Origin of the sequence: Streptomyces sp. XY006 (assembly GCF_002237655.1) — a bacterium.
Classification (GTDB): Bacteria; Actinomycetota; Actinomycetes; order Streptomycetales; family Streptomycetaceae; genus Streptomyces; species Streptomyces levis.
The window spans coordinates 22,348-47,264 of sequence record NZ_NOKT01000036.1; the positions used below are offsets into that span (position 1 = coordinate 22,348).

Below are 24,917 nucleotides of genomic sequence, written 5' to 3' on the forward strand. Positions count from 1 at the left end.
TCCGAGGCTTCCCGCGACGCCGTTGTCGTCAATGTCCCAGCCGCTTCCAGGTCTTGGTTCGATCGTGGTGAGGAGTCCGAGCCGGCTACGACGGCCTCGGCTCGCGCCGCATCAGGTACGCCGCCCCGGCCCCGCCCGCGAACAGCGCCCCGACCGACACCGCCGTCCCCAGCCAGCTCGCGCCCAGCCAGTGGGCGCCGAAATAGCCGAGGGCGACGCTGTAGCAGGCCCAGGTCAGGCCGGCCAGGGCGGACCAGGGGAGGAAGTCGCGGGCGCGCCGGTGCGCGGCACCCGCGCCGAGGGAGACGACCGAGCGGCCGGCGGGAGCGAAGCGGGCGAGGACGACGAGCGCGCCGCCGCCCCGGGCGAGTGCCGCGCCGAGACGTTCCTGCGCGGTGGTCAGCCGCCGGGAACGCGACAGGGCCCGCTCCAGCCGGGCGCCGCCGCGCCAGGCGAGCCGGTAGGCGACCAGGTCACCGAGGACGGAGGCGGTCGCCGCGCACAGGATCAGCACGAGGATGTCGGGCACGTCGGTCGCCGTGCCCGCTGCCGCCGCCGTGGCCGCCGTGATCACCAGGACACCGCTGGGCAGCACCGGCAGGAACACGTCCAGCAGCACGGACAGGGCGACCACCGCATAGATCCATGGGCCGCCGATCAGCGACCCCACCTGCTCCAGCACCGCGACTCCCCGTGATCCCCCGTGGGCCAGACCGTGCCGCGATGACGCGGGGGGAGCGGCAGGGGTGGCCGATGACAGCCATACAGCGTACGCGGGGGTGTGACGGGCGGTTCACGGGGGGCTCGTATGTTCGGTACGGAGTGTTCACCTCGTCCCGGGTCGTCACCTTGTCACCCGGCTGCCGCACCCCGGAGGGCGGTGCGCACGGGCGTCCCGTAGCAACGGAGAAGACGCGCGGTCACCTGAGGCCGCACCGGGTGAGGAACGGTGGAGACGATGCTGGCTGGGATGTGCGCGGGAGCCGTCGCCGCCGCCCTGTTCGCGAGCGGCCCGGGCGGTGCCGGGGGCTGTGTGCTGCGGACGGAGGCCCGGTTCGCCCCGCCGGGCGCCGCCGAGCGGTCGCCGGCGCTGACCTACGACCGTGCTCTCGTGCCCCCGGGCGCGTGGATCGAGGTCCGCCGGCACACGGCACGGGACGGTGCCACGACCGTCCGGCTGAGGGTGACCGGGATGAGGCCCGGGCACGCCTACGGCGTCCACGTGCACGCCCGGCCCTGCGGCGCCGACCCGCAGGCCGCCGGCGGGCACTACCAGCACCGGCCCTCGGACGATCCGCACGAGGTCGGGCCGCACAACGAGGTCTGGCTGGACTTCACGGCCGACCGGCACGGCAGGGGCGCGGCGAGCGCCCGGCACCCGTGGGGTTTCCGGCAGGGGGAGGCGTCCTCGGTGGTGCTCCACGACGTGCCGGGCGGCGCGGGAGCGCGGGTGGCCTGCCTCACGGTGCCGTTCGGCTGAGCGGCCGGGAGCGGGCAGCACGCCGGAGGGGCCGCCCCCCGAGGGCCGCGTCCGGTCCGGGCAACGGGAACGGCGCCTCCCCGAGAACGGGAAGACGCCGTCGGTGTCCGCCGGGCACGGAGGGGTCAGACCGCCACCGGTGCCTGGTCGGCCCTCCGCTGCCCCGGCTCGGCGGCGCCCCGCCTCAGCAGCCGGTCCAGGCCGAACGCGCCGGAGCCCGTGAAGATCAGCAGGAACATGGCCCAGCAGTAGATGGCCGCGCCCTCGCCGTTGTTCTGGATGGGCCACAGCGCCTCCGGCTGGTGGACCTTGAAGTACGCGTAGGCCATCGCGCCGGAGGAGACGAACGCGGCGACCCGCGTGCCGAGGCCCAGCAGGACAAGGGTGCCGCCGACGAGTTCGATGACGGCGGCGTACCAGTTCGGCCAGGCGCCGGTCGCGGCCGTGCCGCCCTTGCCGTCCGCGCCACCGAGGACGCCGAAGAGCGCGACGGCGCCGTGGCAGGCGAACAACAGGCCGATGACGATCCGGAACAGCGCCAGTGCGTAGGGCTGGGCGCCGTTGAGGCGAGCGGTCATGTGGGGGTCTCCTTCGGTCGGCCGGCCTGGGGAGGGCCGGTCGGGGGACAGAACCGATCGCCCCACGTTAGGTCTGCCTAATAGATGCTTGCAAGTTCAACATTTGGCCACTGGTTTACCTCTGGTCGCAGCTCAGTGTCGGCCCCCGCCGCACGTAGCGCCCCGCGCGCCACCGCGTCCGCGTCCGAAAGAGTGACCGAATCCACCCCCGGGCGGGCGCCCGCCGCCGTCACCCAGTGCACGCCCTCCGTCGGCACGCCGAACGCGAACCGTCTTCTGTGAACACCGTTTTGACGGTCTATCAGATGGTAGGGGCGTGGCGTCACATCCAACCCCCCTGTTTCGTAACGGTCGATGGTGTGCGGGCGGCACTGCCCCGTCCGGAGCAGACCGGCGAGGAGCGCGTCGGCCGTGTGGCGCAGGTCGGGTTCCGGCAGCCGGGCCTCTATGAGGGTGGTCACAGAGACGGCCGAACCGGGGACGTCCGGAGAGTCCGCCGTCCAGGCCCCGGCCTCCTCCCTCACCCGCAGCCGCGGTCCGAGCACCTCCACCACCCCCGCCTCCACCAGGGCGGCGAGCTCCTCGATGCGGCGCCGGGGCGGGCCGATGGACAGGAAGGCGTTCAACGGCGTGTACCAGCGGTCCAGATGATCCCGGCGGGAGGCGCCGGCGAGTCCGCCGTGGTCGACGACCAGCCGGAGTTCGTTGCGCAGATCGCGCAGGACGTCGAGGGCCGCCTTCAACGGGCCGTGCACATTGCCCAGGGCGGCCTGCGCGGCGTCCTCGCGCAGGTACGGCAGCAGCCAGTCGCGCCAGGCGCCCGGACCGGTGAAGTCCCGCCCGGCGTACGGCCGGGAGATCCGCTCCCAGGACCACCGGTCGGCCTCCGCCACGCCGAACTCGTCGAGCACCAGGGCCTCCCGCGGGTCCCCGTGCGCGACGGCGAGGAAGCGGTCGGTGAACTCCCGCCGCGCGCACTCCGCCTCGCGCAGCAGGGTGCGGTAGTAGACCGTCTCCACCTCCTTCGCCACCAGCGGCCATATCTCCGCCCGGAAGTCGGGCGCCTCCCCGGAGTCCGCGCGCTTGCGGAAGCCCGCGATCACCTCGGGCGTGAGGACGAGCGGCACGTGCCGGCCGTAGGGGCCCTTGGCGTTGTCGCCGCGCGCCTGGTACGGCACACCCCGCCGCGAACCGGCGTACAGCCGCGGCTCCCGCCCGGAGGGGAGGTAGCGCAGGCCCCGTTCGCCGGGTACGAAGCGGCCGCCGCGGCCGGTCGTCAGCAGGGCCATGTGGTCGAAGAAGTTCAGTCCGAGGCCGCGCAACAGGACGGGTTCGCCCGGGAGCACGCCGGACAGGTCGACGTCGGCCGGGTTGGCGGGCGGGACGTGGCGCAGTCCGTGCCGGGCGGCATGGGCCGCGAGGCGTGCCTGGTCCGGGCCGGCGGTGGTCGGCAGATGCCCCTGGGCCAGGACCACCGCGGACAGGCCGGTCAGGGTGCTGCCGTCGTCGAGGGCGAGGGTCTGGCGGCCGTCGGGGCCGTCGTCGAGGCGGGTCGCGCGGGCCCGGTGCGTCTCGATGCGGACGGCGGGCGGTGCCAGCCGCACGACCTCGGCGAACACCCACTCCAGATAGCGCCCGTACTCGGCCCGGGCCGGGTACTCGTCCGGGCCCAGCGCGCCGTCCGCCCACTCGTACAGGCTCGGACCCGGGCGGATCGGGCCCGAGCAGTCCACACTGTCGTCGGTGAACAGGGTGACCTGGCAGGCCACGGTGTTCATCAGCAGTTCGGGCGACTGGGCGGTGCGCCAGACACGGCCGGGGCCGGGCGGGTCGGGGTCGATCACATGGACCGTCAGCCGGGCACCGGGAGGCAGGAGTTCCGGGGCGGAGGCGCACAGGCGTTCAAGGACGCTGGTGCCGCGGGGCCCGGCCCCGACGAGGGCGACGGAGAGCGACCCCGCCGTCCCGAGTGGTGCGGATGCCTCTGCCGGTGCGGATTCCTCGGGCGACGCAGACAAGGGTGGGGCTCCAGGGCGTGGGGGTGTGCGGGGCGGAGGTCCGCTTGAGGGGAAGCGGACGGTCCGCCTCATCATGCCGTCGCCGGGAGCGGTAATTGAGGCCGTGGGGAAGGATCGACGTCTGCTGTGACATGCGTCACCAACAGCATGGGCCAGAGCGTCGACAACCGGGTGGAAAGCGCGAGTTACGGGGCAAGCTCGGAATCCAGCAGGGTCGTCAGCCGGGGGCCCGTGCCCTGCCGCGGCTTGGCGTGCTCCAGCCGGAGCCGGGCCGAACGGCCGCGCAGGGTCAGGGTCATGAGCTGGTTGCCGAACCAGGGCCCGCCCGTCTTGCGCCAGCCGACCGGCGGGCGGGACAGCCGGCCGTGCCGGGCCAGGAGGCGGCCGAAGCCGCGCGCCGCCGCACTCCAGCCGGCCCGGAAGGCCAGCCGCATCGACAGCGGCACCGAGTTGTGGACGGGGGAGCAGACCAGCTGCACCACCCGGGCGGCCGGTGACGGCCCGGACCGCCACGAGGGCTCGGCGATGTAGGCGTGGTGGACGTCCCCGGACAGCACGCAGACCGTCGCCGGCGCGTCCGCCCCCGAGCCCGCCTCGGCGATCAGCTCCGCCAGCCGGGCGAAGGACTCGGGGAACGCCGACCAGTGCTCCAGGTCGGCGGCCCGCCGCACCTGCTCGCTCAGCCGGGCCCAGCGCGAGCCCCGCTCACCCCGGCACAGCGCCGCGTTCCACCCCTCCGCGTCGTGCACCAGGTGCGGCAGCAGCCAGGGCAGCGAGGTGCCGATCAGCAGGTGGTCGTAGGCGCCGGGGGAGTCGAGGACCTGCTCGCGCAGCCACTTCTCCTCACCCGGGTCGAGCATCGAGCGCTCGCCCTCGTCGAGGACGCGGGCCGCCCGGCTGTCCACCATCACGAGCCGCACGCGGCCGAAGTCGCGCCGGTAGCTCCAGCGGGCCGTGGCCGGGTCGGCGTCGGCCCGGGCGGTGAAGGTACGCAGCACGTCGGTGCCGTCGGGCAGGGAGCGGACCTGCTCGTAGACCGGGTCGGCGGCCAGTTCCGCCGGGGAGAGGTTCCCCAGGTGCTGGTGGACCCAGTACGACATCAGGCCGCTCAGCAGCCGCTCCCGCCACCAGCCGGTGGCCCGCATGTCGGCGAGCCAGGCGGCGGAGGTGTTCCAGTCGTCGATGACGTCGTGGTCGTCGAAGATCATGAAACTCGGGACCGTGGACAGCAGCCAGCGGATGCGCGGGTCGAGCCAGGACTCGTAGTAGAGGTGCGTGTACTCCTCGTAGTCCGCGACCCCGCTGCCCGGCGGCTCCTTCAGGTCGCGGCGGGCCGCCAGCCAGCGCTGCGTGGCGTCGGAGGTCTCGTCGGCGTACACCTGGTCGCCGAGCAGCAGCAGCACGTGCGGCCGCTCGCCCTCCGGGTCGGCCGCGAGGCGGGTGGCGAGCGCGTCGAGGGCGTCCGGCCCGACCGGGTCGTCACCGCCCGCCGGCGGGGACGCCCAGCGGCAGGAGCCGAAGGCGACGTGGAGGGCGCCGTCGGGGCCCGGCGCGTGGATCGCGGAGGGCGGGAAGGGCGAGCCGGGCAGCGGCCACACGCGGGTGTCGTCGAGGAGGACCTCGTACGTCGTCGTCGTACCCGCCGTGAGGCCGGTGACCGGGACGAGCGCGTAGTGGTGGCCCGCGATCTGGAAGGTGCGGGCCGTGCCGCCGGCGCCGTCGGCGCAGCGCACCTCGGCCGTGCACGGGCGGCTCGTCTCGACCCAGACGGTCGCGGACGAGCCGTCGGTGTACCTCAGCAGTGGTCCGAGGCGCAGTCCGGCCATGGCGTTCCCCTCTCCGTCGCCCCGTACGGTACGGAACGACGGAGGTCGGCGGGGAGGTTCCGACACGAAATCCTCGCGTGTCAGCAGCTCGCGAGGTAGTTCGTCAGGGCGGACTTCTCGGCGGAGTCGACCGAGAGGCCGTAGTAGTACTTCACCTGGACCCAGGCGCGGACGTAGGTGCAGCGGTACGCCGTCCGGGAGGGCATCCAGGTGGCGGGGTCCTGGTCGCCCTTGGCCTGGTTGACGTTGTCGGTGACCGCGATGAGCTGCGGGCGGGTCAGGTCGTTGGCGAAGGACTGGCGGCGGGAGGTCGTCCAGGAGTCGGCCCCCGAGTCCCACGCCTCGGCCAGCGGGACCAGGTGGTCGATGTCGACGTCGGAGGCGGCGGACCAGGTGGCGCCGTCGTAGGGGGAGTACCAGCTGCCGCTGGTGGCGGCGCAGGAGGAGTCCTGGACGACGTTGGTGCCGTCGCGCTTGAGGACGACCTCGCGGGTGTTGCAGGCGCCGGACTGGGTGATCCAGTGCGGGAAGAGGTCGCGGTTGTAGCCGGTGCGGTCCTCGGTGGTGACGGTGAGCGTGGCCAGGTAGGAGCGGGCCGTGGCGCCGCTGACCGGGGTGGGGAGGGCGGCGGAGGCCGCGGGGGCGTTGAAGAGGGCCGCAGAGGATATGAGGGCGGTGAACGCCGCGGCCACGCTGAGCCGTCGACGCGCGTAGAACCTGGGCATGCGAACTCCCTGGGGAGAGGGGGGTGTTGGCGGGCGAGCGAGGGAATGCTCGCGGTGCCGTGTTGCGCACAGGTGTGCGTCCGGTGAGAAGTTAGTGACGCGTGCATGACATGACAAGATTCAAGACGGAACTTTTCACTCCAGGACCGTCGCGTACCATGGACGGCGCAGAAGGGGAGTAGCTCTTCGCCGGACCGTCGACATACTGCTCAGCCCGCCTGAGCCGGCGCCCGGAGGCAGGTCCTTATCCCGGACCGGCCAGCGAGACCTTCGGCAAGCAGTGCACGCCCGTGCCCTACGGCACGGGCGCCGAGTGCGCTGCCGTGCCGAGGTGTCGCGTCGAAAATCTTCGACAGGATCAGCACTCTCGGTGGGGCAGCCCCGACCGATTGAGGAACCCTTGATCAGCCTGACCGTGACGGCCGTCGTCTTCGGCGTCGTCTTCCTCGCCGAACTGCCGGACAAGACCGCCCTCGCCGGGCTCGTCCTCGGCACCCGGTACCGCGCCTCCTACGTCTTCGCCGGGGTGGCCGCCGCCTTCGCGCTGCACGTGGCGCTCGCGGTCGCGGCCGGCAGCGTGCTGACCCTGCTGCCGCAGCAGATCGTGCACGCGCTGACCGGCGTGCTCTTCCTCGGTGGCGCCGCGGTGCTGCTGCTGAAGAAGGGCGAGGACGAGGAGGAGGTCCGCAAACCGGAGAACCAGTCCTTCTGGAAGGTCTCGGGCGCGGGCTTCATGCTCATCCTGGTCGCCGAGTTCGGCGATCTCACCCAGATCATGACCGCGAATCTCGCCGCCCGCTACGACGACCCGCTCTCCGTCGGGCTGGGCGCGGTGCTGGCGCTGTGGGCGGTGGCCGGGCTCGGCATCGTCGGCGGAAAGGCGCTGATGAAGAAGGTGCCGCTGCGGCTGATCACGCAGATCGCGGCGCTGCTGATGCTGGGTCTCGGGGTGTGGAGCCTGTGGGAGGCCGTGACGGGGTGAGCTGAACAGTGGGTGAACGTCCGCAGGGGGCCCCTGGCGCGGACCCCGGCTTGTTTTGTACCGTAGAGAAACAAAGTGGCCTCCGCCCGTTTTCCCTGACCGGCGGGCGGGGCCGCCTTGTCCCCCCGGGTGCGACGGACGCGACCCGCCGTCCGCCCCCTCCCGCGCTGGAACGCGCCCCGAGCCTTGGAGCTGCCGATGACGGCCACCGCCGTGCTCACCGCCCGCGCCCTCCTGCTGGACATGGACGGCACCCTGGTCAACTCCGACGCCGCCGTGGAACGCGTCTGGCGGCGCTGGGCCGAACGGCACGGGCTCGACGGGGACGAGGTCATGAAGGTCGTCCACGGGCGGCAGGGCTACGCCTCGATGGCGCTGCTGCTGCCCGGCCGGCCGATGGAGCAGAACCACGCCGACAACGCCCGGATGCTCGCCGAGGAGACGGCCGACACGGACGGTGTCGTCGCGATCCCGGGGGCGCCGGAGTTCCTGGCCTCGCTGCGGGGGCTGCCGCACGCGCTGGTGACCTCCGCGGACGTGCCGCTGTCCACGGCGCGGATGGCCGCGGCCGGCCTTCACCTGCCCGAGGTGCGGGTGACCGCGGAGTCCGTCGGGGCGAGCAAGCCGGACCCTGAGGGCTTCCTCAAGGGCGCCGCCGAGCTGGGCGTCGACCCCGCGGACTGTGTCGTCTTCGAGGACTCCGGAGCCGGCATCGCGGCCGGGCGCGCCGCCGGGATGACGGTCGTCGGGGTCGGGCCCCGGGCCGCGTTCCACGAGCCGGACGTGGTGGTGCAGGACCTCAGGCAGGTGCGGGTGCGCGCTGCGGAGGACGGGACGATCCGGCTGCACATCGGCTGACAGGGCCGCCCGCCGGGCCCGGTCGCCACGGGTGGCGGGGCTGAGGTGCGGCGCTCGGTGGGCGGCCTGGCCGGCGGCCCCTCGGTCGGCCGGGGTGGTCTGCTCGGCGGGTGGCGCTCAGCCGACGTGGGCGGCGATCGCGCGTGCGCAGGCCAGAGGCTCCGTGCGGGTGGTGTCGACCTCCACGTCGTAGGTCAGGCCCTCGTGCACGATCCGGGCCTGGGCCGCGGCCATCCCCCGGACCCGGTCGCCGCGCGCGATCTCGCGTCCCGCCGCGACCTCGCCGTCGCACCGGACGCCGACCCACAGCACGTCCAGGCCGGCCAGGGCCTGCTCCCAGCGCCGGCGGGACGCCGGTCCGCCGAGGAAGACGTCGTCGACCACGACCCGGGCGCCCGCCCGGGCCATCGCCGCGATGCCCTGCGACCAGGCCGTGTCCAGGGCACGGAACTCCCCGCCCACGCTGACACCGCCGTCCGGCGCGAAGGCGATGCCGGTCTCCGAGTCCCGCAGCCGCGCCGGCATCGCATCGACGAAGTCGTCGACCGAGAAGGCCAGCCACGGGTCGGGCAGCACCTCCTGGAGGCACCGGGCGATGCTCGACTTGCCCGAGCTGGAACCGCCGTTGAGAACGATCACTCGCATGGTCACGGCGTCACCGTACGGCGGACGGGCCGGTCAGGGCTCCCGGGTTTCCGCCTCCAGCTTCTCCCGGGTCTGCCGGTCGTAGACGCCGAGGTCGTCGGTCTGGACGCCGCGGGACCACTGGTAGGTGCGGACGGCGTCCTCCAGCCGCTGGTTGTAGGAGCCGTCGGCCTCGTCGTTGTAGAGGAGCAACTGCCGCAGGCGCAGCTGGAGTTCGGTGACCTCCGGGCCGCTGTCGCCGCGGCGCAGGACGGTGGGGCCGCCGTTCTGGCCCGCGTTCTCCGGTACGCCCGGGCCCGTCGGCGCGGCGGACGTCGCCGAGGACGACGGCCCGGGCGACCGCGAGGGGCTCGGCGAGGCGCTGGACACGGACGGCGACGGTGAGGGCGACGCGCTCGCGCTCGGGGACGGCGACGCGGGCGACGCGGAGGGGGACGACGGGCCCGCGGACGGCGTGCCCTCCGGGGACACGGACGCCGCGCTGCTCGGCGGGGCGTCCGGCACGCTCGCCCGGAGGTCGTCCGGCAGCGCCGTGTCCCGGGAGGGGCTCTCGTAGGTGAACAGCCCGGTCGCGTACCCGGCCGCCGCGACCACGCCGACGCAGGCGGCGGCAGCGGCGACCAGGGCCGTACGGCGCCGGCGCCGGGGCCGGTCCGCCCCCGGGCCGTCCGCTTCGGGAGCGCCGGGCTCCGCCCCCGAGCCGTCGAAGAGGCGCAGGTCGGTGACGCTGGGCTCGCTGGTGCCCGGCACGAGGGGAGCGGACAGCGCCGTGGTGTCCGCAGCCACGGGCAGCGCGGCGGTCGCGTCGGGGTCGACCGGGTGGAACGGGGTGGTGGCGTCGGCGTCGGTGGGGGAGCCCGGCGGCGCCGAGGAGGCCGGTGGCACCGAGGAGCCCGCTGGCACCGAGGAGGCCGGTGGGGCGGGAGCGGCGGGGGTGGTCACGGTTCCCACGGTTCCTCCGGCGGGAGCCGCCTCAGAGGTGGGCGCACCCTCCGCCGACGACGGCACCGGCGAGGCGGCGGCCGCCCCCGCAGCGCCCACAGACCCCGCAGCTTCCGCGTTCGCCGCAGGCCCCGCAGGCCTCACGTCCCCCGAGAGCCCCTCGTGCCTCTCATGCCCCTCACGCCCCTCTGCCCCCTGTCGCGACGCGGCGTTCTCCCCCGCCGGGACGTCCCGGCCGGACCCGGTCGGGCCGGTGATCTCCACGTACGGGCGGATCCGCAGGGGATCGAAGTCCTCCGCCGCCGCTGCCTCCGCCGTGCGGGCGTCGCGCAGGGCCTCGGCGGCGCGGTGGGTGCAGGCGCAGGAAGGGGTGTTGTCCCGCTGTCTGGGCGCGCCGCACTCCGGGCACGGGTGGCCGTCAGGCTGCTCCACGCGTTCCTCCCTCCCCTCGCGAACTCCAGAGATTATCCAGATCTTCTCCACAGTGCGGCGGGCGAGCCCCCGGAAGGACGGCTTCCAAAGGGGCTCGGCGGGCCATACCCCCGCACACCGGTCACGATGGAAAAAGTCACAGGACCCCGGGAGGTCTCATGGGCGGGGACACGCACGCCACCAAGCCGTCGTCCGCGGGCGCCGCGTCCGGGGAGCAGGTGCCCGGGAACGTGCTGGTCTCCATCGGGGCCCTGCTGCTCGGGATGCTGCTCGCCGCCCTCGACCAGACGATCGTCTCGACCGCGCTGCCGACGATCGTCAGCGATCTCGGCGGGCTGGATCACCTGTCCTGGGTGGTCACGGCGTATCTGCTGGCCGCGACCGCCGCGACCCCGCTGTGGGGCAAACTCGGCGACCAGTACGGGCGCAAGCCGCTGTTCCAGACCGCGATCGTGATCTTCCTGGTCGGATCCGCGCTGTGCGGCGCGGCGCAGGACATGGCGCAGCTGATCGCGTTCCGGGCGGTGCAGGGGCTCGGCGGCGGCGGGCTGATCGTGCTGTCGATGGCGATCGTCGGCGACCTCGTGCCCCCGCGCGAACGCGGCCGCTACCAGGGGCTGTTCGGGGCCGTCTTCGGCGCGACCAGCGTGCTCGGGCCGCTGCTCGGCGGGCTGCTCACCCAGCACGCGAGCTGGCGGTGGGTGTTCTACGTCAATCTGCCCGTCGGCGTCGTCGCGCTGGCCGTGATCGCCGTGGTCCTGCGCATCCCGCGCACCCGGCAGCGGCACGTCATCGACTACCTGGGCACCTTCCTCATCGCGGCCGTCGCCACCTGCCTGGTGCTGGTCGCCTCCCTCGGCGGCACGACCTGGGCCTGGGGCTCCGTGCAGATCGTCGGCCTGGCGGTCCTGGGCGTCGTCCTCGCCGCCGCCTTCGTGGCCGTGGAGCGCTGGGCCGCCGAACCGGTGCTGCCGCTGCGGCTGTTCCGCGTGCGGACCTTCACGCTGTCCGCCGTGATCAGCTTCGTCGTCGGCTTCGCGATGTTCGGCGCGATGACCTACCTGCCGACGTTCCTCCAGGTCGTCCAGGGGGTGAGCCCCACCATGTCCGGGGTGCACATGCTCCCGATGGTGCTGGGGCTGCTGCTGGCCTCGACCGCCTCCGGGCAGATCGTCAGCCGCACCGGCCGCTGGAAGGTGTTCCCGATCGCCGGCACCGGGATCACCACGCTCGGGCTGCTCCTGCTGCACCAGCTCGACGAGAACAGCTCCACGGCCGAACTGAGCGGCTTCTTCTTCGTCTTCGGGCTCGGGCTCGGGCTGGTGATGCAGGTCCTCGTGCTCATCGTGCAGAACGCCGTCCCCTACGCCGACCTGGGCGTGGCCACCTCCGGCGCGACCTTCTTCCGCTCCATCGGCGCCTCGTTCGGCGTCGCCGTCTTCGGCACGGTCTTCGCGGGCCGGCTCGGCGAGCAGCTCACGGACGCCTTCCGGGGAGCGACGCTCCCGCCCGGCGCCTCGGTGGACACGCTGGAGGCCGACCCGCGGGGCATCGCCGCCCTGCCGCCCGACCTGCGCCCGCCGGCCCTGCACGCCTACGCCACGGCCATCACCGACGTGTTCCTCTACGCCGCCCCCGTCGCCCTCCTCGGCTTCGTGCTGGCCTGGTTCCTCAAGGAGGACCGGCTGCGCGGCTCGGTCACCGTGCCCGACGCCACCCAGACCCTCGCCAGCAACCCCGTCGAGCGGTCCTCCCACGACGAGGTCTGCCGCGCCCTGTCGGTGCTCGGCACCCGGGAGGGCCGGCGCGAGATCTACCGGACGATCACCGCCCGGGCGGGCTACGACCTGCTGCCCGCCGCGAGCTGGCTGCTGCTGCGGATCCGCCGCTACGGCTCGGTGGAGCCGGGCGTGCTGGCCGAGCGCGGGCCCGTGGACCTGCCCGTGATCATGGACGCCGCGCGGCAGGTCGAGGAACGGCGGCTCGCCCTGCGGCAGGGCCTCGACCTCGTGCTGACCGACGAGGGGCGCGAGGTCGCCGAGCGGCTGGCCCAGGCGCGTGAGGACTCCCTCGCCGCGCTGCTCGGCGACTGGTGGGGGCCGGACCGGCCGACCGACCTGGAACGGCTCGTGCGGGAGCTGAACGGCGAGCTGTGCGGGGCGCGGCGCGAGCAGCCGGACGCCCCGCGGGCGGTGCGGCGGCCCGTCTGACCTCAGGCGAGCCGTCTGCTGAACCAGTGCTCCGCGTACGGGTCGGCGTTGTGCGGCGCGGTCTCGCGGTAGCCGAGCCGGGCGTACAGGGCGCGGGCCTCCACGAGGTCGCCGCGGGTGTCGAGGACCATCCGCGTGGCTCCGAGCGCGCGGGCGGCGTCCTCGGCGGCCCGGACCAGCAGGGGCGCGCCGCCCTTGCCGCGCATCGCCGCGTGCACGAAGACCCGCTTGAGCTCGGCCGTCGTGGCGTCCAGCAGCCGTACGCCCGCGGTGCCGGCCGGCTCGCCGCCGTACCGGGCGACCAGCAACCGCCCGCGCGGCGGCGCGAGGTCCGCGCCCGGCTGCCTCGCGATCTCCCGCTCCAGTTCGTCGGGGTCGGTGCGCCGCCCTTCGCGCAGCAGGTACCAGCGGTCGCTCACCTCGGTGTAGTACGCCCGCCAGAGCGCGGCGGCGACCGGGGAGTCGTACGGTTCCGGGAGCACGGTCCAGGTGGTCATGACCCGCATTCTCGACAGGCGTCCCTCCCGTCACACAACCGTTTATCCGGGGGCGTCCGGGCGCCCCGGCCGGCCGGGGCGCCGTTTGGCGGCGGGCTTTGGGGCAACCCGAACTGCGAACCGGCTCGCGAGGACGGCCGGTTGGGCCGAGAACCCGGAAGGCATTCATGTCCACTGGCCTGATCATTGCTCTGATCGTGATCGCGGCGGTCGTCGTCATCATCGCGGCCGTCATGACCCTGCGCGCCCGCGGGCCTCGGCGTGGCCCGAGCCTGAAGCGGCGCTTCGGACCCGAGTACGAGCGGGTCGTCGCCCGGCACGACGGTGACACCAAGGCCGCCGAGCGCGAGCTGACCGAGCGCGTGCAGCGCCACGGCGACCTGCGCGTGCGGCCGTTGGAGCCGGCCCAGCGCGAGCAGTACGAGGCGCGCTGGACGGCCGCCCAGGAGCGGTTCGTCGACTCGCCGCGAGACGCGGTCGCCGAGGCGGACCGGCTGATCGGCGAGCTGGCCGGCGCCCGGGGCTTCCCGGACGGCGGGCAGTACGAGGAGCAGCTCGCCGCGCTGTCCGTGCACCACGCCCACCACGTGGACGGCTACCGGCGGGTGCACCGTGCGGCGCACCTGCGCGCGGAGGACGCGCGCGACGGCGGCCAGGGTACGGAAGACATGCGCGAGGCCATGGTGGCGGCCCGCGCGCTGTTCGAGGAACTGGTGCGGCCCGGTCACCACGACGGTGGCCGGCACGAGGAGGGCCGGCACGAGGGGCACCAGCGTGCCGGGCTGAACGGCGGCCGCAAGACCGAGGCCCGCGGCGGCCACATGCCGTGGGCGATGAACCGACGCCAGGCGAAGGAGAGCTGAGGCGATGACCGACATGACCCGACCGCCCGGCGACCACACACCGACCGCGCCCGACGCCCGCGGCGAGAGCGCCCTGGGCACCGGCCACGGCACCACGGCCCCGGGCACCCACCAGGGCACCGACGCGGACCGCGCGGCGGCCCCCGGCACGGGCACGCCCGGTACGGCGTCACCGCGCGGCGACGAGCCCGGCACCGGCACGCCGGTGAGGGAAGCGCCCCACGGGGACGCCCTGGGCATGGGGACGTCCGGCAGGGAAGCGCCCCACGGGGACGCCCTGGGCATGGGGACGTCCGGCAGGGACGCGCCCCGCGGGGACGCCCTGGGCATGGGGACGTCCGGCAGGGACGCGCCCCGCGGGGACGCCCTGGGCATGGGGACGTCCGGCAGGGAAGCGCCCCACGGGGACGCCCTGGGCATGGGGACGTCCGGCAGGGAAGCGCCCCACGGGGACGCCCTGGGCACGGGGACGTCCGGCAGGGAAGCGCCCCACGGAGACGCCCTGGGCACGGGAACGTCCGGCAGGGAAGCGCCCCACGGAGACGCCCTGGGCACGGGAACGTCCGGCAGGGAAGCGCCCCATGGAGACGCCCTCGGTGCCGTGACGCCCGGCAGGGAAGGCTCCCGCGGGGACGCCCTCGGCGCCGGAGCCTCCGGCCGGGGTGAGGCCCGTGGCGAGGTGCACGGCACTCGCGACCGGCTCTTCCCGCACGACGACTCGGGCAAGTTCGGCGAGCGGCTGCAGCACGCGGTCGCGGGGTTCGTCGACGGGCCCCGGGCCGCCGTCGAGGAGGCCGATCACCTGCTGGAGGAGATCGCGGCCCGGTTCACCGAGGCCGTGACCGAGCGCCGCCGCACCCTGCGCCACTCCTGGCAGTCGGTGGAGGGCGGCGAGGGCCGGCCCGTGTCGTCCGCCGACACCGAGCAGCTCCGGCTGGCCCTGAAGGACTACCGGGAGCTGGCGGAACGGCTGTTGCACGTGTGACCCGGGTGAACGGCCCGGTCAGCGATCCGCCCGGCGCTCCCGCCACTGCCGTACGACGTCCTCGACGTCGTACGGCTTCTTTCCCAGCGGGGGGCCGGGCGGCGGCTTGAACATCATCTCGCGGATCTTGTCGTTGATCTCGCCGATGATCTTCCGGACCATCGGCTCGGAGGGCGCCGCGTACGCGGCCTGGAGCGCGTCCTCCGCCTCCTTGCGCAGCGCCAGCGCCGGAGGGAGCACGGAGAGGCCCTCGCGGGCCATCTTCCGCTTCACCCACCACAGTTCGTCGTAGGTGTTCTCCACGTCGTGCGGGAGCGGGCGGCCTGCCCCCGGCAGCCGGTCGAACTCCCCGCGCGCCTCCGCGTCGCGGATCTGCTTGTCGACCCAGGACCCGAAGTCCACCCCGGGTGGCTTTCGCTCGGTCATGAGGCCATTGTGCCGGACACGGCGCAACTGGGCGTTCTATCATTCGGCGGGCTTGCAGACCCACCGGGACGTCTCAGGAGGAGCGCACGTGCTCGAACTCACCATGGCCGCCGTGTCCGCGGCGGAGGAGGGTGCCACGGCCGGCATGCTCATGGCCGACGCGCCCAGCGAGCCGGGTGCCGTGCTGCGGGTGGGCCGCGACAAGTCGGTGTGCCGGCTCAGCACCCCGGACGACTGGCTGTTCGTCTCCCGCGTCCACCTGGAGTTCCTGTGCGGGCCCGACGGCACCTGGCAGGTCACCTGGCTGCGCGGCTCCCAGCCCGACCCGTCCTCCGAGGTCCGCCTGACGATCGGCGAGTACACCCAGCCGCTCGCCTACGGCGGCACCGTCCCGCTGCCCCGGGGCGGCAGCGGTGAGCTGGTCGTGCAGGACCGCACCGCCCCGCGGAGCGTCAACGTGGGCTTCTTCCACGAGGTGTGACGGCCGGGGCGTACGGCATCGGACGGCCCTGGGTCACGGCACCCGACGGCCCGCGCTCACACCACCCGGGCCAGCGCGAAGCCGTCGTAGCCCTTCATGCCGACCGTCTGGATCGCCGTGCCGCTCAGCCTCGGATGCTCGGCGATCAGGTCGATCGCGGCGCGGGTGCCCGTCACGTCGGGAGCGGTGGCGGCGGCGTCGACGACCCGGCCGCCGCGCACCACGTTGTCGAGGACGATCAGGCTGCCCGTGCTGGTGAGCTTGAGCGCCCACTCCACGTAGTGCGGGTTGTTGACCTTGTCGGCGTCGATGAAGACCAGGTCGAACGGCGGCGGGTTCTCGTCGGCCAGCTGGGGCAGTGACTCCAGGGCCGGCCCGACCCGCACCTCGACGAGCCGGTCGAGCCCGGCGCGGGCGATGTTGCGGACGGCGACCTCGGCGTGCCGGGGGTCGTACTCCAGGGAGACCAGCCGCCCGTCGGCGGGCAGGGCGCGGGCCAGCCAGATGGTGCTGTACCCGCCGAGCGTGCCGATCTCCAGGATGTGGCGTGCGCCCTGGATCTGGGCCAGGAGCTGCAGGAGCTTGCCCTGGTTGCCCGCCACGTTGATGTGCGGAAGCCCGGCGGCGTCGCTGTCGCGCAGGGCGGCCGCCAGGGCTTCGTCGTCCGGGGCGAGCCGGTCGGTGAAGTAGGCGTCGACCTCGTCCCAGACGTGCGACTCGCTCATGCATCCCTGCCTCTCGTACGTCCGCGCATGGTTAGCGTGTCTAACTACTGGCGCTGACGACGATAGTTGGTGCGGCCTTCGCTGTCAGTGGCTTCTCACTCCGCGTGTCGACCGGCCACCGAGGGCGCCGAGCCGGGCAGCGGGCGTCCCGCCGACTCCGCCATGCGCCACACCGCGAAACCGCCGATCACGGCCGCGGCCATCATGTAGTACGCGGGCATCATCATGTCCCCGGTCGCGCCGATCAGGGCCGTGACCACCAGCGGGGTCGTGCCGCCGAACAGCGACACGGAGACGTTGAAGCCGATGGACAGCGAGCCGTAGCGGACCCTGGTCGGGAACAGCGCCGGCAGGGCCGAGGGCATCGCGGCCGTGAAGCAGACCAGCAGCAGGCCCAGGGCGCCCATGCCGAGCGCGACCGCGAGCAGGCTGCCCTCGCGGATCAGCAGCAGGGCCGGGACGGACAGCAGCAGGAAGCCCGCGCAGCCCGCGGCGATCACCGGGCGGCGGCCGACGCGGTCGGTGAGCGCGCCGGCGAACGGCTGGACGATCATCATCAGCGTCATCACACCGAGCACGACGAGCAGACCGTGCGTCTCGTCGTAGTGGAGCTCGCTGGTCAGGTAGCTCGGCATGTACGACAGCAGCATGTAGTCGGTGACGTTGAAGACCAGCACCAGGCCGACGCAGAGCAGCAGCGCCCGCCACTGGCCGGTGACCATCTCGCGCAGCGGCACCTTGGGCCGGTCCTTCTCGGCCTTGGCGACCTCGGCGGCGAAGGCCGGGGTCTCCTCCAGGCGCATCCGCAGGTACAGGCCGATGAGGCCCATCGGGCCCGCGATCAGGAACGGCACGCGCCAGCCCCAGGACGTGAGGTCGTCGGCGGAGAGCAGGGCGGTCATCAGCGTGACCAGGCCCGCGCCGCCGATGTAGCCGGCGAGCGTGCCGAACTCCAGCCAGCTGCCGAGGAAGCCGCGCCGCTTGTCGGGGGCGTACTCGGCGATGAAGGTCGAGGCGCCGGCGTACTCGCCGCCGGTGGAGAAGCCCTGCACCAGGCGGGCCGCGAGCAGCAGGACCGGCGCGCCGACACCGATCGTCGCGTACGACGGGATCAGACCGATCGCGAAGGTGCCCACGGCCATCATGATCATGGTCAGGGCGAGGACCTTCTGGCGGCCGACGCGGTCGCCGAGCGGGCCGAAGACCATGCCGCCGAGGGGGCGGACCAGGAAGGCCGCGGCGAAGGCGCCGAAGGTGGAGAGCAACTGGGCGGTGGGGTTGCCGGAGGGGAAGAAGACCTTGCCCAGCGTGACCGCGATGTAGCTGTAGACACCGAAGTCGAACCATTCCATCGCGTTGCCCAGCGCGGCCGCCTTCACCGCGCGCCGGACGAGCGCGGGGTCGGTGACGGTGGCGTCGGGGGCTTTCGCGGAACGGTTCTTCAGGACGGACGCGGGGGTGACGACTGAGGCAGTCGACAAGACTCGCTCGCCTACCTTTCGACGGGGACAGGGACGCGGTCCCGCGCGGCGGCGCTGTCGTACGGGCCGAAAAGCGACGATAGGCGGGTTTACGCCGGTTACGGGCGGTGTGCCGATCGTTGCAGGCTGCACGTAAAACGTGGTTGCGCTGGTGCGTCTGCCCACTCGGGCGCGGTTCCCACCAGATCGCGATGTGACCCTTCTCGCGTCGCGGAGAGGCGGGTGCAAGTCGCCCGGATTATCGTCATCCGGAAAAAGGACGACATATGTCAGGTGAACCCGGGGTGGCCCGCGTCTTCCCCCCGGGGGCGCCGTACGCCCCTTAGGGTTCGCGGAGGAAATCCCGCATCTCGGACATGCGGGATGAACCGGGGCGGGAGGCCGACGAGGCGTGATGAGTGCGGATCACGGCGGACGACCGGCGGAAGCCTTCGGAGCGACAGCCGTCGGGGGAGCCCACCCGCGCCTGAGAGCCGCCCGGCTCGGCCTGTGGCTGATCGCCGCCGTCCTCGCGGCCCGGCAGGTCGCCGTCGTCCTCGCCACCCCGCGCGGCGAACGGCTCACGGACCTGGAGACCTGGCTCGGACCGGACGGCGTCCTGCACATGACCGGCTCCCTCTACGACTCGACCCGCTTCACCGGCACGCCCTTCGGCGGCCTCGTCCTCAAGCCCCTCACCCGTGCGGCCGAACAGGCCCTCGGCTGGGGCTGGACCTTCGGCACACTGCTGCTGGTCGTCGCCCTCGGCCTGATCGCCGCCCGGGCGCTGCCCCAGCCGGTCGGCCGCCGCACGGCGCTGCTGGCCGCCCCCGTCGCCATCAGCCTGCTCATGCTGTCCCTGCCGGTCCGCAACACCCTGTGGCTCGGCCAGACCAGCATCGTGCCGGTCCTGCTCGTCCTGCTGGGCTGCTTCGTCGCCCGCGGCCAGCGGCTCAGCGGTCTGCTCATCGGCGTCGCGGCGGCGCTCCAGCCCACCCTGCTGCTGTTCACGCCCCTGCTGTGGTGCACCGGCCGCAGACGCGCCGCCCTCGCCGCCGGCGCCACCTTCGCCGCCGGCACCGGCCTCGCCTGGGCGGCCATGCCGCACGACTCCCACCGTTACTGGGTCCACCACATGGCGGGCGCGGGCCTCGGCGGCCCGGCCGACGACCTCGCCAACCAGTCCCTGCACGGCGCCCTGCTCCGGCTCGGCCTGAGCGGCCCGCCGGAGATCGCCCTCTTCCTCACCCTCGGCGCGGCCGTCGCCGTCCTGGCCCTGCGCCGGGCGGTGCGCTGCTTCCGCGACGGCCAGCCGCTGCTCGCCGTCGCCGTCACCGGCTGCGCCGCGATCGTCGTCTCGCCCACGGCCTGGCAGCACCAGCTGCTGTGGGTGCTGCTCACCGTCGTCGGCAGGGTGGGCCGCCGCGCCTCGGACCGGTACGTGTGGCCGGTGACGGTCGTCCTGGTGACGACCCTGCCGGCGAAGATGATCCTGCCGAACCTGACGGTCCTCGCGCCGCTGCGGGACAACGTCGTCCTGCTGGCCGCCCTCGCCGCCGCCACCGCCGTGCCGTTCCTGTCGCGCACCTCGCCGTACTACCGGACGCCCCTGCCGGCGCGGTACGCGCCCGCCGCCGCGTCCCGCTTCCGGCACGTGCCACTGCTGCCGTTCCTGCGCCGGGTCCTCACCCGGCCGAACCTGCTGCTCGAACTGCTCCTGCTGCGGGTCACCTACGCCGCCTACTCCCAGGTCCGCCTCGCCGCCACCGGGGGCAGCAACTCGGCCGGGCGGGCCGAGGCCGAGGAACACGGCGCGCAGATCCACGGCCTGGAACGGGCCCTGCGCATCGACATCGAGCACTGGGCCAACCACACGGTCGCCGGGATCGGCTGGCTGCGCGACTTCTTCGACCAGTACTACACGTCCTTCCACTTCGTCGTCCCGCTGACCGTCCTCGCGGTCCTCTACTGGCGCCGCCCCGCCGACTACCGCTGGGCCCGCTCCGCCCTCGGCATCACCACCCTGCTAGCCCTGGCCGGCTTCTGGCTCTACCCGCTGGCCCCGCCCCGGCTGATGCCGACCATGGGGTTCATCGACACCGTCCACGGCGTGCAGGACTTCTCCCAGCCCGACTACGGCACGCTCACGGCCCTCACCAACCAGTACGCGGCCATGCCCTCCCTGCACTTCGGCTGGTCCCTGTGGTGCGGCGTGGTGATCGCGGTGCTGGCGCCGCGGTGGTGGCTGAAGGCGCTGGGGATGCTGCACCCGCTCCTCACGGCCTCGGCGATCGTGGTCACGGCCAATCACTGGGTGCTGGACGCGGTGGGGGGAGCGGTGGTGGTGGCCGCGGGGTTCGGGCTGACGTATGTGCTGCAGGGGCCGCGGGCCGTCACCGCCGCAGCGGCCGGAAACGATCGGGAACCGGAGCGAAAGCCGGTACACCGATGAGGAGTTGACCCTCCCCAGGCATCCCCGTGGGTGCGGAGTGCGTCTCACCAAGCGGATCCGCGCTCCCCGCGTCTGTGGAGGCAGCCATCACCCAGCACAGGGACGCCACGGGCACGATCCCCGGCCCCCGCCGCCCGCACCCCTCGTCACCCCGGCCGGAACCGCCGGCAGGCCGCTGGAGACAGGCGGCCCCCATCGCGTCACCGGCCCTGGCCGCCCTGGCCCTCGGTCTGTGGGGCATCGAGCGGCAGGGCAGCATGTGGCGCGACGAGTCCGTCACGTATCAGGTCGCGCACCGGCCGCTCGGTGAACTGTGGGGCCTGCTCGGCGAGATCGACGCCGTGCACGGCCTGTACTACCTCCTCATGCACGCCGTGTTCGCGGTGTGGGACGGCGGGCTCGTCGCCCTGAGGCTGCCCTCGGTGCTCGGCATGGCCCTGGCCGCGGCCGGGGTAGGAGCGATCGGCGCACGGCTTTCGGGCCACCGGGCGGGCCTCCTCGCCGGGCTGGTCTTCGCGGTACTGCCGATCGTCCAGCAGTACGCCCAGGAAGGACGCTCGTACGCCCTGGTCACGGCGGGTGTCACCTGGTCCACGTACTTCTTCCTGCGTGCCACGGCCGGCTCCGGCCGCCGCTGGTGGACGGCTTACGCCGTCGCCCTGGCCGTCGCTTGCTGGCTGCACGAGTTCGCCGCGCCGGCGCTGGTCGCGCACGGGGTGACGCTGTGGTGGTCCGGTGCGGGACGGCGGGAGGTGCGCCGATGGGCGGTCGCGGTGGCCGCCGTCGTCCTGAGTCTGCTTCCCCTGGCGGTGATCAGCGTCGGCCAGGCCGAGGCCCAACTGGGGTGGCTGGGCCGCCCGAAGGCGGGCGCGTGGCTGCTCTTCGCGGGGCTCTCGGTGCCTTCGGCGCTGCTGTGCCGCCTCCTCGTAACGGTCCGCCACCCCGGTGCGGCCGCCCTCACCCGCCTCGCACTGCCGCTGCTGATCGCCCCGGCCGGGCTGCTGATGACGATCTCACTCGTGAGGCCGTGGTACGTCGACCGGTACGTGCTGTACGGCATGACGGGCCTGGCGCTGCCGGCCGGGGCGGCGCTGGCGTGGGCGATCGGGCGACGCCACCGGCTCGTCCCGCCGCTGAGGCTTGTCACGGAGTGCGTGGCGGCGACTCTGGCGGTCGCGGTGCTGCTGCCGTGGTCGTCGCGCGTGCGCTCCCCCGAGAGCCGCAAGGACGACGTGGTGGCGGTGGCGCGCACGGTGGAGCGATCGGCACGCCCGGGGGACGGGGTCCTGTTCATGCCGTCCCGACGCCGCGAGTGGCTCCTGCCGTACCCCGAGGTCTACGACCGCCTGCACGACCTCGCCCTGGCGCGGCCCCCGGAGCAGTCCGACACCCTGCACGGCACGGAACTCACGCCGTCCGCCCTGCGCCGCACCATCCTGGCCTCCGACCGGCTCATCGCCTTGCAGGACCCGGCGGGACAGCCACGGGACCCCTTCCCGGGCGAGAAGTTGAAACGCCGGGTCCTGAGGGAGTACTTCACGGAGTGTGAGCGGGTTCGGGTGCACGGGGCGCAGGTGGTGGTGTACGTACGGCGGGGGGTCAGTACCTGCTGAAGACGGCCATGTCGTTCCCGAAGGTGCATTCGAACCAGACGGTCTTCCCGCCGCCGGACTCCAGCGACACGCCCCACTTGTCGACCACGGCGTCCAGCAGGAGCAGACCCCGGCCGCCCTCGGACTCGTCCGCCAAGGAGGCCGGGGTACGCGGCAGTTCGTCGCTGCCGTCCGTGACCTCCACCCGTACGCCGGCCCGCTGTCGCAGCAACAGCACCTCGCAGCGCCGGTCGGGGACGTGCCGTACGACGTTGGCGAGCAGCTCGGTCACGCCCAGCTCCACGGCGTCGGACAGCTCGGGCATGCCCCACGCGGAGAGGAACGAGCGGGCGATACGGCGGATGTGCCGGGGGGCGTGCGCGCCGACGGTGAGGCGCAACGCGTACCGGGCGGGAATGTATTCGTTCACGGGACGAGGCTGACGTGCGGTGACTACCCTCGGCTACGGAACGGATACAACCGGTCCCGTGGTGGGCCGGGTTGCGTGAGAGGGGCTTCTGCCGTGACCCACATCAACGCCCTTGACCCGGGTGCCTCCCCGCTCGACTACTACGGCTACGAGCTGCGCCGCCACAGGGAGGCGGCCGGGCTGACGCTGAAGCAACTCGGGGGGATCCTCAACTACACCGGCTCACTCGTGGGGCAGATCGAGACGGCCCGCAAGGTCCCGACGCCGGAGTTCAGCGAACGGGCGGATGCGGCGCTGGGCACGGACGGCATGTTCTCCCGGCTCGTTGACCTGGTGCTGCGCAGTCGGCTTCCGGCCTGGTTCCAGCAGGTGGCGGAGCTGGAGGTGCGGGCCACGGAGATCTGCTCCTTCCAGACGCACATGGTCCTCGGGCTGCTCCAGACCCCGGGGTACGCGCGGGCCGTACTCGGCGCGCTGGACCAGACGGACCTGGACGACCGCACGGAGGTGCGTCTGGCTCGCCGGAGGGTCTTCGAGAGGGCGGACCCGCCGGTCTTCTGGGCCGTCCTCAGTGAAGCCGCTCTGCACCTGGAGATCGGCGGTCCGCAGGTCATGCGGGAGCAACTGGCACACCTGTTGTCGTTCCAGGGCAACCCCCGGATCAACGTCCAGGTGCTGCCGTTCTCCGCGGGTGCGCACGCCGGACTGCAAGGCTCGTTCGACGTCTACCGCTTTGCCGGCGACCCCACCATCGTCTACACGGAGGGGTACGGCAGCGGGTATCCGACCGCGAACCCGGACACGGCCAGGGAGTGTTCGCTCCGTTACGATCACCTGCGGGCTGCCGCGCTTTCCCTCAACGACTCGGCGGAGCTCATCCGGCGCGTAATGGAGGAACGCTATGGAGATGCAGTGGCGTAAGTCGTCCTACAGCGGTGACCAAGGCGGTCAATGCCTCGAAGTCGCCGAAACCCCGCACGCCGCCGTCGCGATACGCGACTCCAAGAACCCGGCGGGACCGGTGCTCACGCTCGACCCCGCCGCGTTCACCACCTTCGTCGACTGGACGTCTACAACCGCTGAATGATCGTGCCGGTGGCCAGGCCGCCGCCCGCGCACATCGTGATCAGCGCGAACTCCTTGTCCGCGCGCTCCAGTTCATGCAGCGCCGTCGTGATGAGCCGGGCCCCGGTGGCCCCCACCGGGTGCCCGAGCGCGATCGCGCCGCCGTTGACGTTCACCTTCTCCAGGTCCTGCTCGAAGACCCGCGCCCAGCTCAGCACGACCGACGCGAACGCCTCGTTGATCTCGACGAGGTCGATGTCCCGCAGGGACATCCCGGCCTTGCCCAGCACCGCGTTGGTCGCGTCGATCGGGCCGTCGAGGTGGAAGTGGGGGTCGGAGCCCACCAGGGCCTGCGCCACGATCCGGGCCCGGGGCCGCAGCTTCAGGGCCCTGGCCATCCGCTTCGACGCCCACATGATCGCCGCCGCCCCGTCCGAGATCTGCGACGAGTTGCCGGCCGTGTGCACCGCCGTCGGCATGATCGGCTTCAGTGAGGCGAGTGCCTCCGCGGACGTGTCGCGCAGGCCCTCGTCCCTGTCGACCAGGCGCCACATGCCCTGCCCCGCGTGCTGCTCCTCCTCCGTCGTGGGGACCTGGACCGCGAACGTCTCTCGTTTGAAACGCTCCTCCGCCCAGGCATGCGCGGCCCGTTGCTGGGAGAGCAGTCCCAGCGCGTCGACGTCCGCGCGGGTCAGGCCGCGGTGCCGGGCGATGCGCTCGGCGGCCTCGAACTGGTTGGGCAGGTCGACGTTCCACTCGTCCGGGAACGGCTTGCCGGGCCCGTGCTTGGAGCCCGAGCCGAGCGGCACCCGCGACATGGACTCCACGCCGCAGGAGATGCCGACGTCGATCACGCCCGCCGCGACCATGTTGGCCACCATGTGCGAGGCCTGCTGGGAGGACCCGCACTGCGCGTCCACGGTCGTCGCCGCCGTCTCGTAGGGGAGCCCCATGGTGAGCCAGGCCGTGCGCGCCGGGTTCATGGACTGCTCGCCCGCGTGCGTGACCGTGCCGCCGACGACCTGCTCCACGCAGTCGGCCGGGATGCCGGTGCGGCCCAGCAGCTCGCGGTAGGTCTCACCCAGGAGGTAGGCCGGGTGCAGATGGGCGAGCGCGCCGCCGCGCTTGCCGATGGGGGTGCGGACGGCTTCGACGATCACGGGTTCGGCAGCCATGGGTGCGGGTCCTCTCCGGGAGGGCTCAGCGGAACTAGTACGCGTTCTAGTTCTGGGAGAAGTGTGCTGA

The 24,917-nt window shown here is 73.3% G+C and carries 24 protein-coding genes; 11 read left to right on the forward strand and 13 right to left on the reverse strand.

Annotated elements, in window-relative coordinates; translation table 11 throughout:
* Nucleotides 1-85 precede the first annotated feature (85 nt).
* Nucleotides 86-682 carry a DedA family protein gene (locus CHR28_RS32235; protein ID WP_094057262.1) on the reverse strand — a complete coding sequence of 199 codons (597 nt, stop codon included), beginning with the start codon at nucleotides 680-682 and terminating at the stop codon, nucleotides 86-88.
* 276 nt (nucleotides 683-958) lie between these two features.
* Between CHR28_RS32235 and CHR28_RS32240 the strand changes: the two genes are divergently transcribed.
* A complete protein-coding gene (locus tag CHR28_RS32240) occupies nucleotides 959-1,480 on the forward strand; it encodes a superoxide dismutase family protein (RefSeq protein WP_094057316.1) in 522 nt (173 codons plus the stop codon).
* Nucleotides 1,481-1,605: 125 nt separating this feature from the next.
* Here CHR28_RS32240 and CHR28_RS32245 read toward each other — a convergent pair whose 3' ends face one another.
* From CHR28_RS32245 to CHR28_RS32260, 4 genes are all read right to left on the reverse strand, one after another.
* Complete coding sequence (locus CHR28_RS32245; protein ID WP_094057263.1) at nucleotides 1,606-2,058, reverse strand: DoxX family protein; 453 nt, start codon at nucleotides 2,056-2,058, stop codon at nucleotides 1,606-1,608.
* A gap of 77 nt (nucleotides 2,059-2,135) precedes the next feature.
* Nucleotides 2,136-4,076 carry an FAD/NAD(P)-binding protein gene (locus CHR28_RS32250; protein WP_256984530.1) on the reverse strand — a complete coding sequence of 647 codons (1,941 nt, stop codon included), beginning with the start codon at nucleotides 4,074-4,076 and terminating at the stop codon, nucleotides 2,136-2,138.
* 185 nt (nucleotides 4,077-4,261) lie between these two features.
* Nucleotides 4,262-5,902, reverse strand: a complete 1,641-nt coding sequence (locus CHR28_RS32255; protein WP_094057265.1) for an alkaline phosphatase D family protein — start codon at nucleotides 5,900-5,902, stop codon at nucleotides 4,262-4,264.
* Between the two features lie 80 nt (nucleotides 5,903-5,982).
* The gene (locus CHR28_RS32260) at nucleotides 5,983-6,627 is read right to left on the reverse strand and encodes an HNH endonuclease family protein (RefSeq protein ID WP_094057266.1); all 645 of its coding nucleotides are present in this window, start codon (nucleotides 6,625-6,627) and stop codon (nucleotides 5,983-5,985) included.
* Nucleotides 6,628-7,027: 400 nt separating this feature from the next.
* Between CHR28_RS32260 and CHR28_RS32265 the strand changes: the two genes are divergently transcribed.
* Nucleotides 7,028-7,609 carry a TMEM165/GDT1 family protein gene (locus CHR28_RS32265; RefSeq protein ID WP_094057267.1) on the forward strand — a complete coding sequence of 194 codons (582 nt, stop codon included), beginning with the start codon at nucleotides 7,028-7,030 and terminating at the stop codon, nucleotides 7,607-7,609.
* Nucleotides 7,610-7,807: 198 nt separating this feature from the next.
* A complete protein-coding gene (locus tag CHR28_RS32270; protein ID WP_094057317.1) occupies nucleotides 7,808-8,467 on the forward strand; it encodes an HAD-IA family hydrolase in 660 nt (219 codons plus the stop codon).
* 117 nt (nucleotides 8,468-8,584) lie between these two features.
* Here the strand turns inward: CHR28_RS32270 and cpt are convergent, their stop codons facing one another.
* Nucleotides 8,585-9,112 (reverse strand): chloramphenicol phosphotransferase CPT, encoded by a 528-nt coding sequence (cpt, locus tag CHR28_RS32275; protein ID WP_179272630.1) that lies wholly within the window; start codon nucleotides 9,110-9,112, stop codon nucleotides 8,585-8,587.
* A 33-nt stretch (nucleotides 9,113-9,145) separates the two neighbouring features.
* Nucleotides 9,146-10,054, reverse strand: coding sequence for a peptidoglycan-binding domain-containing protein (locus tag CHR28_RS32280; RefSeq protein ID WP_256984532.1), 909 nt, complete (start codon nucleotides 10,052-10,054; stop codon nucleotides 9,146-9,148).
* 590 nt (nucleotides 10,055-10,644) lie between these two features.
* Between CHR28_RS32280 and CHR28_RS32285 the strand changes: the two genes are divergently transcribed.
* Nucleotides 10,645-12,696 carry an MDR family MFS transporter gene (locus CHR28_RS32285; RefSeq protein WP_094057269.1) on the forward strand — a complete coding sequence of 684 codons (2,052 nt, stop codon included), beginning with the start codon at nucleotides 10,645-10,647 and terminating at the stop codon, nucleotides 12,694-12,696.
* A 2-nt stretch (nucleotides 12,697-12,698) separates the two neighbouring features.
* Here the strand turns inward: CHR28_RS32285 and CHR28_RS32290 are convergent, their stop codons facing one another.
* Nucleotides 12,699-13,202: a GNAT family N-acetyltransferase gene (locus tag CHR28_RS32290; RefSeq protein WP_179272627.1), complete on the reverse strand. Its 504-nt coding sequence runs from the start codon at nucleotides 13,200-13,202 to the stop codon at nucleotides 12,699-12,701.
* 158 nt (nucleotides 13,203-13,360) lie between these two features.
* Here CHR28_RS32290 and CHR28_RS32295 point away from each other — a divergent pair, with 158 nt between their 5' ends.
* Both CHR28_RS32295 and CHR28_RS39045 read left to right on the forward strand, forming a co-directional pair.
* On the forward strand, nucleotides 13,361-14,056 hold the full coding sequence (locus CHR28_RS32295) for a hypothetical protein (protein ID WP_094057270.1): 696 nt from the start codon (nucleotides 13,361-13,363) through the stop codon (nucleotides 14,054-14,056).
* 4 nt (nucleotides 14,057-14,060) lie between these two features.
* Nucleotides 14,061-15,041 carry a hypothetical protein gene (locus CHR28_RS39045; protein WP_373453409.1) on the forward strand — a complete coding sequence of 327 codons (981 nt, stop codon included), beginning with the start codon at nucleotides 14,061-14,063 and terminating at the stop codon, nucleotides 15,039-15,041.
* A gap of 18 nt (nucleotides 15,042-15,059) precedes the next feature.
* Here the strand turns inward: CHR28_RS39045 and CHR28_RS32305 are convergent, their stop codons facing one another.
* The gene (locus tag CHR28_RS32305) at nucleotides 15,060-15,467 is read right to left on the reverse strand and encodes a J-domain-containing protein (protein WP_094057271.1); all 408 of its coding nucleotides are present in this window, start codon (nucleotides 15,465-15,467) and stop codon (nucleotides 15,060-15,062) included.
* A gap of 88 nt (nucleotides 15,468-15,555) precedes the next feature.
* Here CHR28_RS32305 and CHR28_RS32310 point away from each other — a divergent pair, with 88 nt between their 5' ends.
* Nucleotides 15,556-15,948: a hypothetical protein gene (locus CHR28_RS32310; protein ID WP_094057272.1), complete on the forward strand. Its 393-nt coding sequence runs from the start codon at nucleotides 15,556-15,558 to the stop codon at nucleotides 15,946-15,948.
* 56 nt (nucleotides 15,949-16,004) lie between these two features.
* Here the strand turns inward: CHR28_RS32310 and CHR28_RS32315 are convergent, their stop codons facing one another.
* Complete coding sequence (locus tag CHR28_RS32315; RefSeq protein ID WP_094057273.1) at nucleotides 16,005-16,673, reverse strand: O-methyltransferase; 669 nt, start codon at nucleotides 16,671-16,673, stop codon at nucleotides 16,005-16,007.
* 95 nt (nucleotides 16,674-16,768) lie between these two features.
* A complete protein-coding gene (gene proP / locus CHR28_RS32320; RefSeq protein ID WP_094057274.1) occupies nucleotides 16,769-18,154 on the reverse strand; it encodes a glycine betaine/L-proline transporter ProP in 1,386 nt (461 codons plus the stop codon).
* Between the two features lie 394 nt (nucleotides 18,155-18,548).
* Between proP and CHR28_RS32325 the strand changes: the two genes are divergently transcribed.
* Together CHR28_RS32325 and CHR28_RS32330 are read left to right on the forward strand one after the other, a co-directional pair.
* Nucleotides 18,549-20,585 carry a bifunctional glycosyltransferase 87/phosphatase PAP2 family protein gene (locus CHR28_RS32325; RefSeq protein WP_373453410.1) on the forward strand — a complete coding sequence of 679 codons (2,037 nt, stop codon included), beginning with the start codon at nucleotides 18,549-18,551 and terminating at the stop codon, nucleotides 20,583-20,585.
* Between the two features lie 74 nt (nucleotides 20,586-20,659).
* The gene (locus CHR28_RS32330) at nucleotides 20,660-22,198 is read left to right on the forward strand and encodes a glycosyltransferase family 39 protein (RefSeq protein WP_256984533.1); all 1,539 of its coding nucleotides are present in this window, start codon (nucleotides 20,660-20,662) and stop codon (nucleotides 22,196-22,198) included.
* On the opposite strand, the gene CHR28_RS32335 is transcribed toward CHR28_RS32330, so the two are convergent.
* Nucleotides 22,185-22,607: an ATP-binding protein gene (locus CHR28_RS32335; protein ID WP_094057276.1), complete on the reverse strand. Its 423-nt coding sequence runs from the start codon at nucleotides 22,605-22,607 to the stop codon at nucleotides 22,185-22,187. The genes CHR28_RS32330 and CHR28_RS32335 overlap by 14 nt on opposite strands.
* Before the next feature lie 93 nt (nucleotides 22,608-22,700).
* Here CHR28_RS32335 and CHR28_RS32340 point away from each other — a divergent pair, with 93 nt between their 5' ends.
* Complete coding sequence (locus CHR28_RS32340) at nucleotides 22,701-23,528, forward strand: helix-turn-helix domain-containing protein (protein WP_094057277.1); 828 nt, start codon at nucleotides 22,701-22,703, stop codon at nucleotides 23,526-23,528.
* Nucleotides 23,515-23,694, forward strand: coding sequence for a DUF397 domain-containing protein (locus tag CHR28_RS32345; RefSeq protein WP_256984534.1), 180 nt, complete (start codon nucleotides 23,515-23,517; stop codon nucleotides 23,692-23,694). Before CHR28_RS32340 ends, CHR28_RS32345 begins: the two co-directional genes overlap by 14 nt.
* Here CHR28_RS32345 and CHR28_RS32350 read toward each other — a convergent pair.
* Complete coding sequence (locus CHR28_RS32350) at nucleotides 23,678-24,847, reverse strand: steroid 3-ketoacyl-CoA thiolase (RefSeq protein WP_094057279.1); 1,170 nt, start codon at nucleotides 24,845-24,847, stop codon at nucleotides 23,678-23,680. The two genes, CHR28_RS32345 and CHR28_RS32350, sit on opposite strands and share 17 nt — an antisense overlap.
* Nucleotides 24,848-24,917 lie beyond the last annotated feature (70 nt).

Excerpts from the sequence above, each read along its gene's own strand:
- CHR28_RS32325 (WP_373453410.1), top strand. The coding sequence starts at position 18,549 with ATGAGTGCGGATCACGGCGGACGACCGGCGGAAGCCTTCGGAGCGACA.
- CHR28_RS32245 (WP_094057263.1), bottom strand. The coding sequence starts at position 2,058 with ATGACCGCTCGCCTCAACGGCGCCCAGCCCTACGCACTGGCGCTGTTC.
- CHR28_RS32350 (WP_094057279.1), bottom strand. The coding sequence starts at position 24,847 with ATGGCTGCCGAACCCGTGATCGTCGAAGCCGTCCGCACCCCCATCGGC.
- CHR28_RS32255 (WP_094057265.1), bottom strand. The coding sequence starts at position 5,902 with ATGGCCGGACTGCGCCTCGGACCACTGCTGAGGTACACCGACGGCTCG.
- CHR28_RS32260 (WP_094057266.1), bottom strand. The coding sequence starts at position 6,627 with ATGCCCAGGTTCTACGCGCGTCGACGGCTCAGCGTGGCCGCGGCGTTC.
- CHR28_RS32270 (WP_094057317.1), top strand. The coding sequence starts at position 7,808 with ATGACGGCCACCGCCGTGCTCACCGCCCGCGCCCTCCTGCTGGACATG.
- CHR28_RS39045 (WP_373453409.1), top strand. The coding sequence starts at position 14,061 with ATGACCGACATGACCCGACCGCCCGGCGACCACACACCGACCGCGCCC.
- cpt (WP_179272630.1), bottom strand. The coding sequence starts at position 9,112 with ATGCGAGTGATCGTTCTCAACGGCGGTTCCAGCTCGGGCAAGTCGAGC.
- CHR28_RS32290 (WP_179272627.1), bottom strand. The coding sequence starts at position 13,202 with ATGCGGGTCATGACCACCTGGACCGTGCTCCCGGAACCGTACGACTCC.
- CHR28_RS32345 (WP_256984534.1), top strand. The coding sequence starts at position 23,515 with ATGCAGTGGCGTAAGTCGTCCTACAGCGGTGACCAAGGCGGTCAATGC.
- CHR28_RS32305 (WP_094057271.1), bottom strand. The coding sequence starts at position 15,467 with ATGACCGAGCGAAAGCCACCCGGGGTGGACTTCGGGTCCTGGGTCGAC.
- CHR28_RS32295 (WP_094057270.1), top strand. The coding sequence starts at position 13,361 with ATGTCCACTGGCCTGATCATTGCTCTGATCGTGATCGCGGCGGTCGTC.
- CHR28_RS32240 (WP_094057316.1), top strand. The coding sequence starts at position 959 with ATGCTGGCTGGGATGTGCGCGGGAGCCGTCGCCGCCGCCCTGTTCGCG.
- CHR28_RS32315 (WP_094057273.1), bottom strand. The coding sequence starts at position 16,673 with ATGAGCGAGTCGCACGTCTGGGACGAGGTCGACGCCTACTTCACCGAC.
- CHR28_RS32285 (WP_094057269.1), top strand. The coding sequence starts at position 10,645 with ATGGGCGGGGACACGCACGCCACCAAGCCGTCGTCCGCGGGCGCCGCG.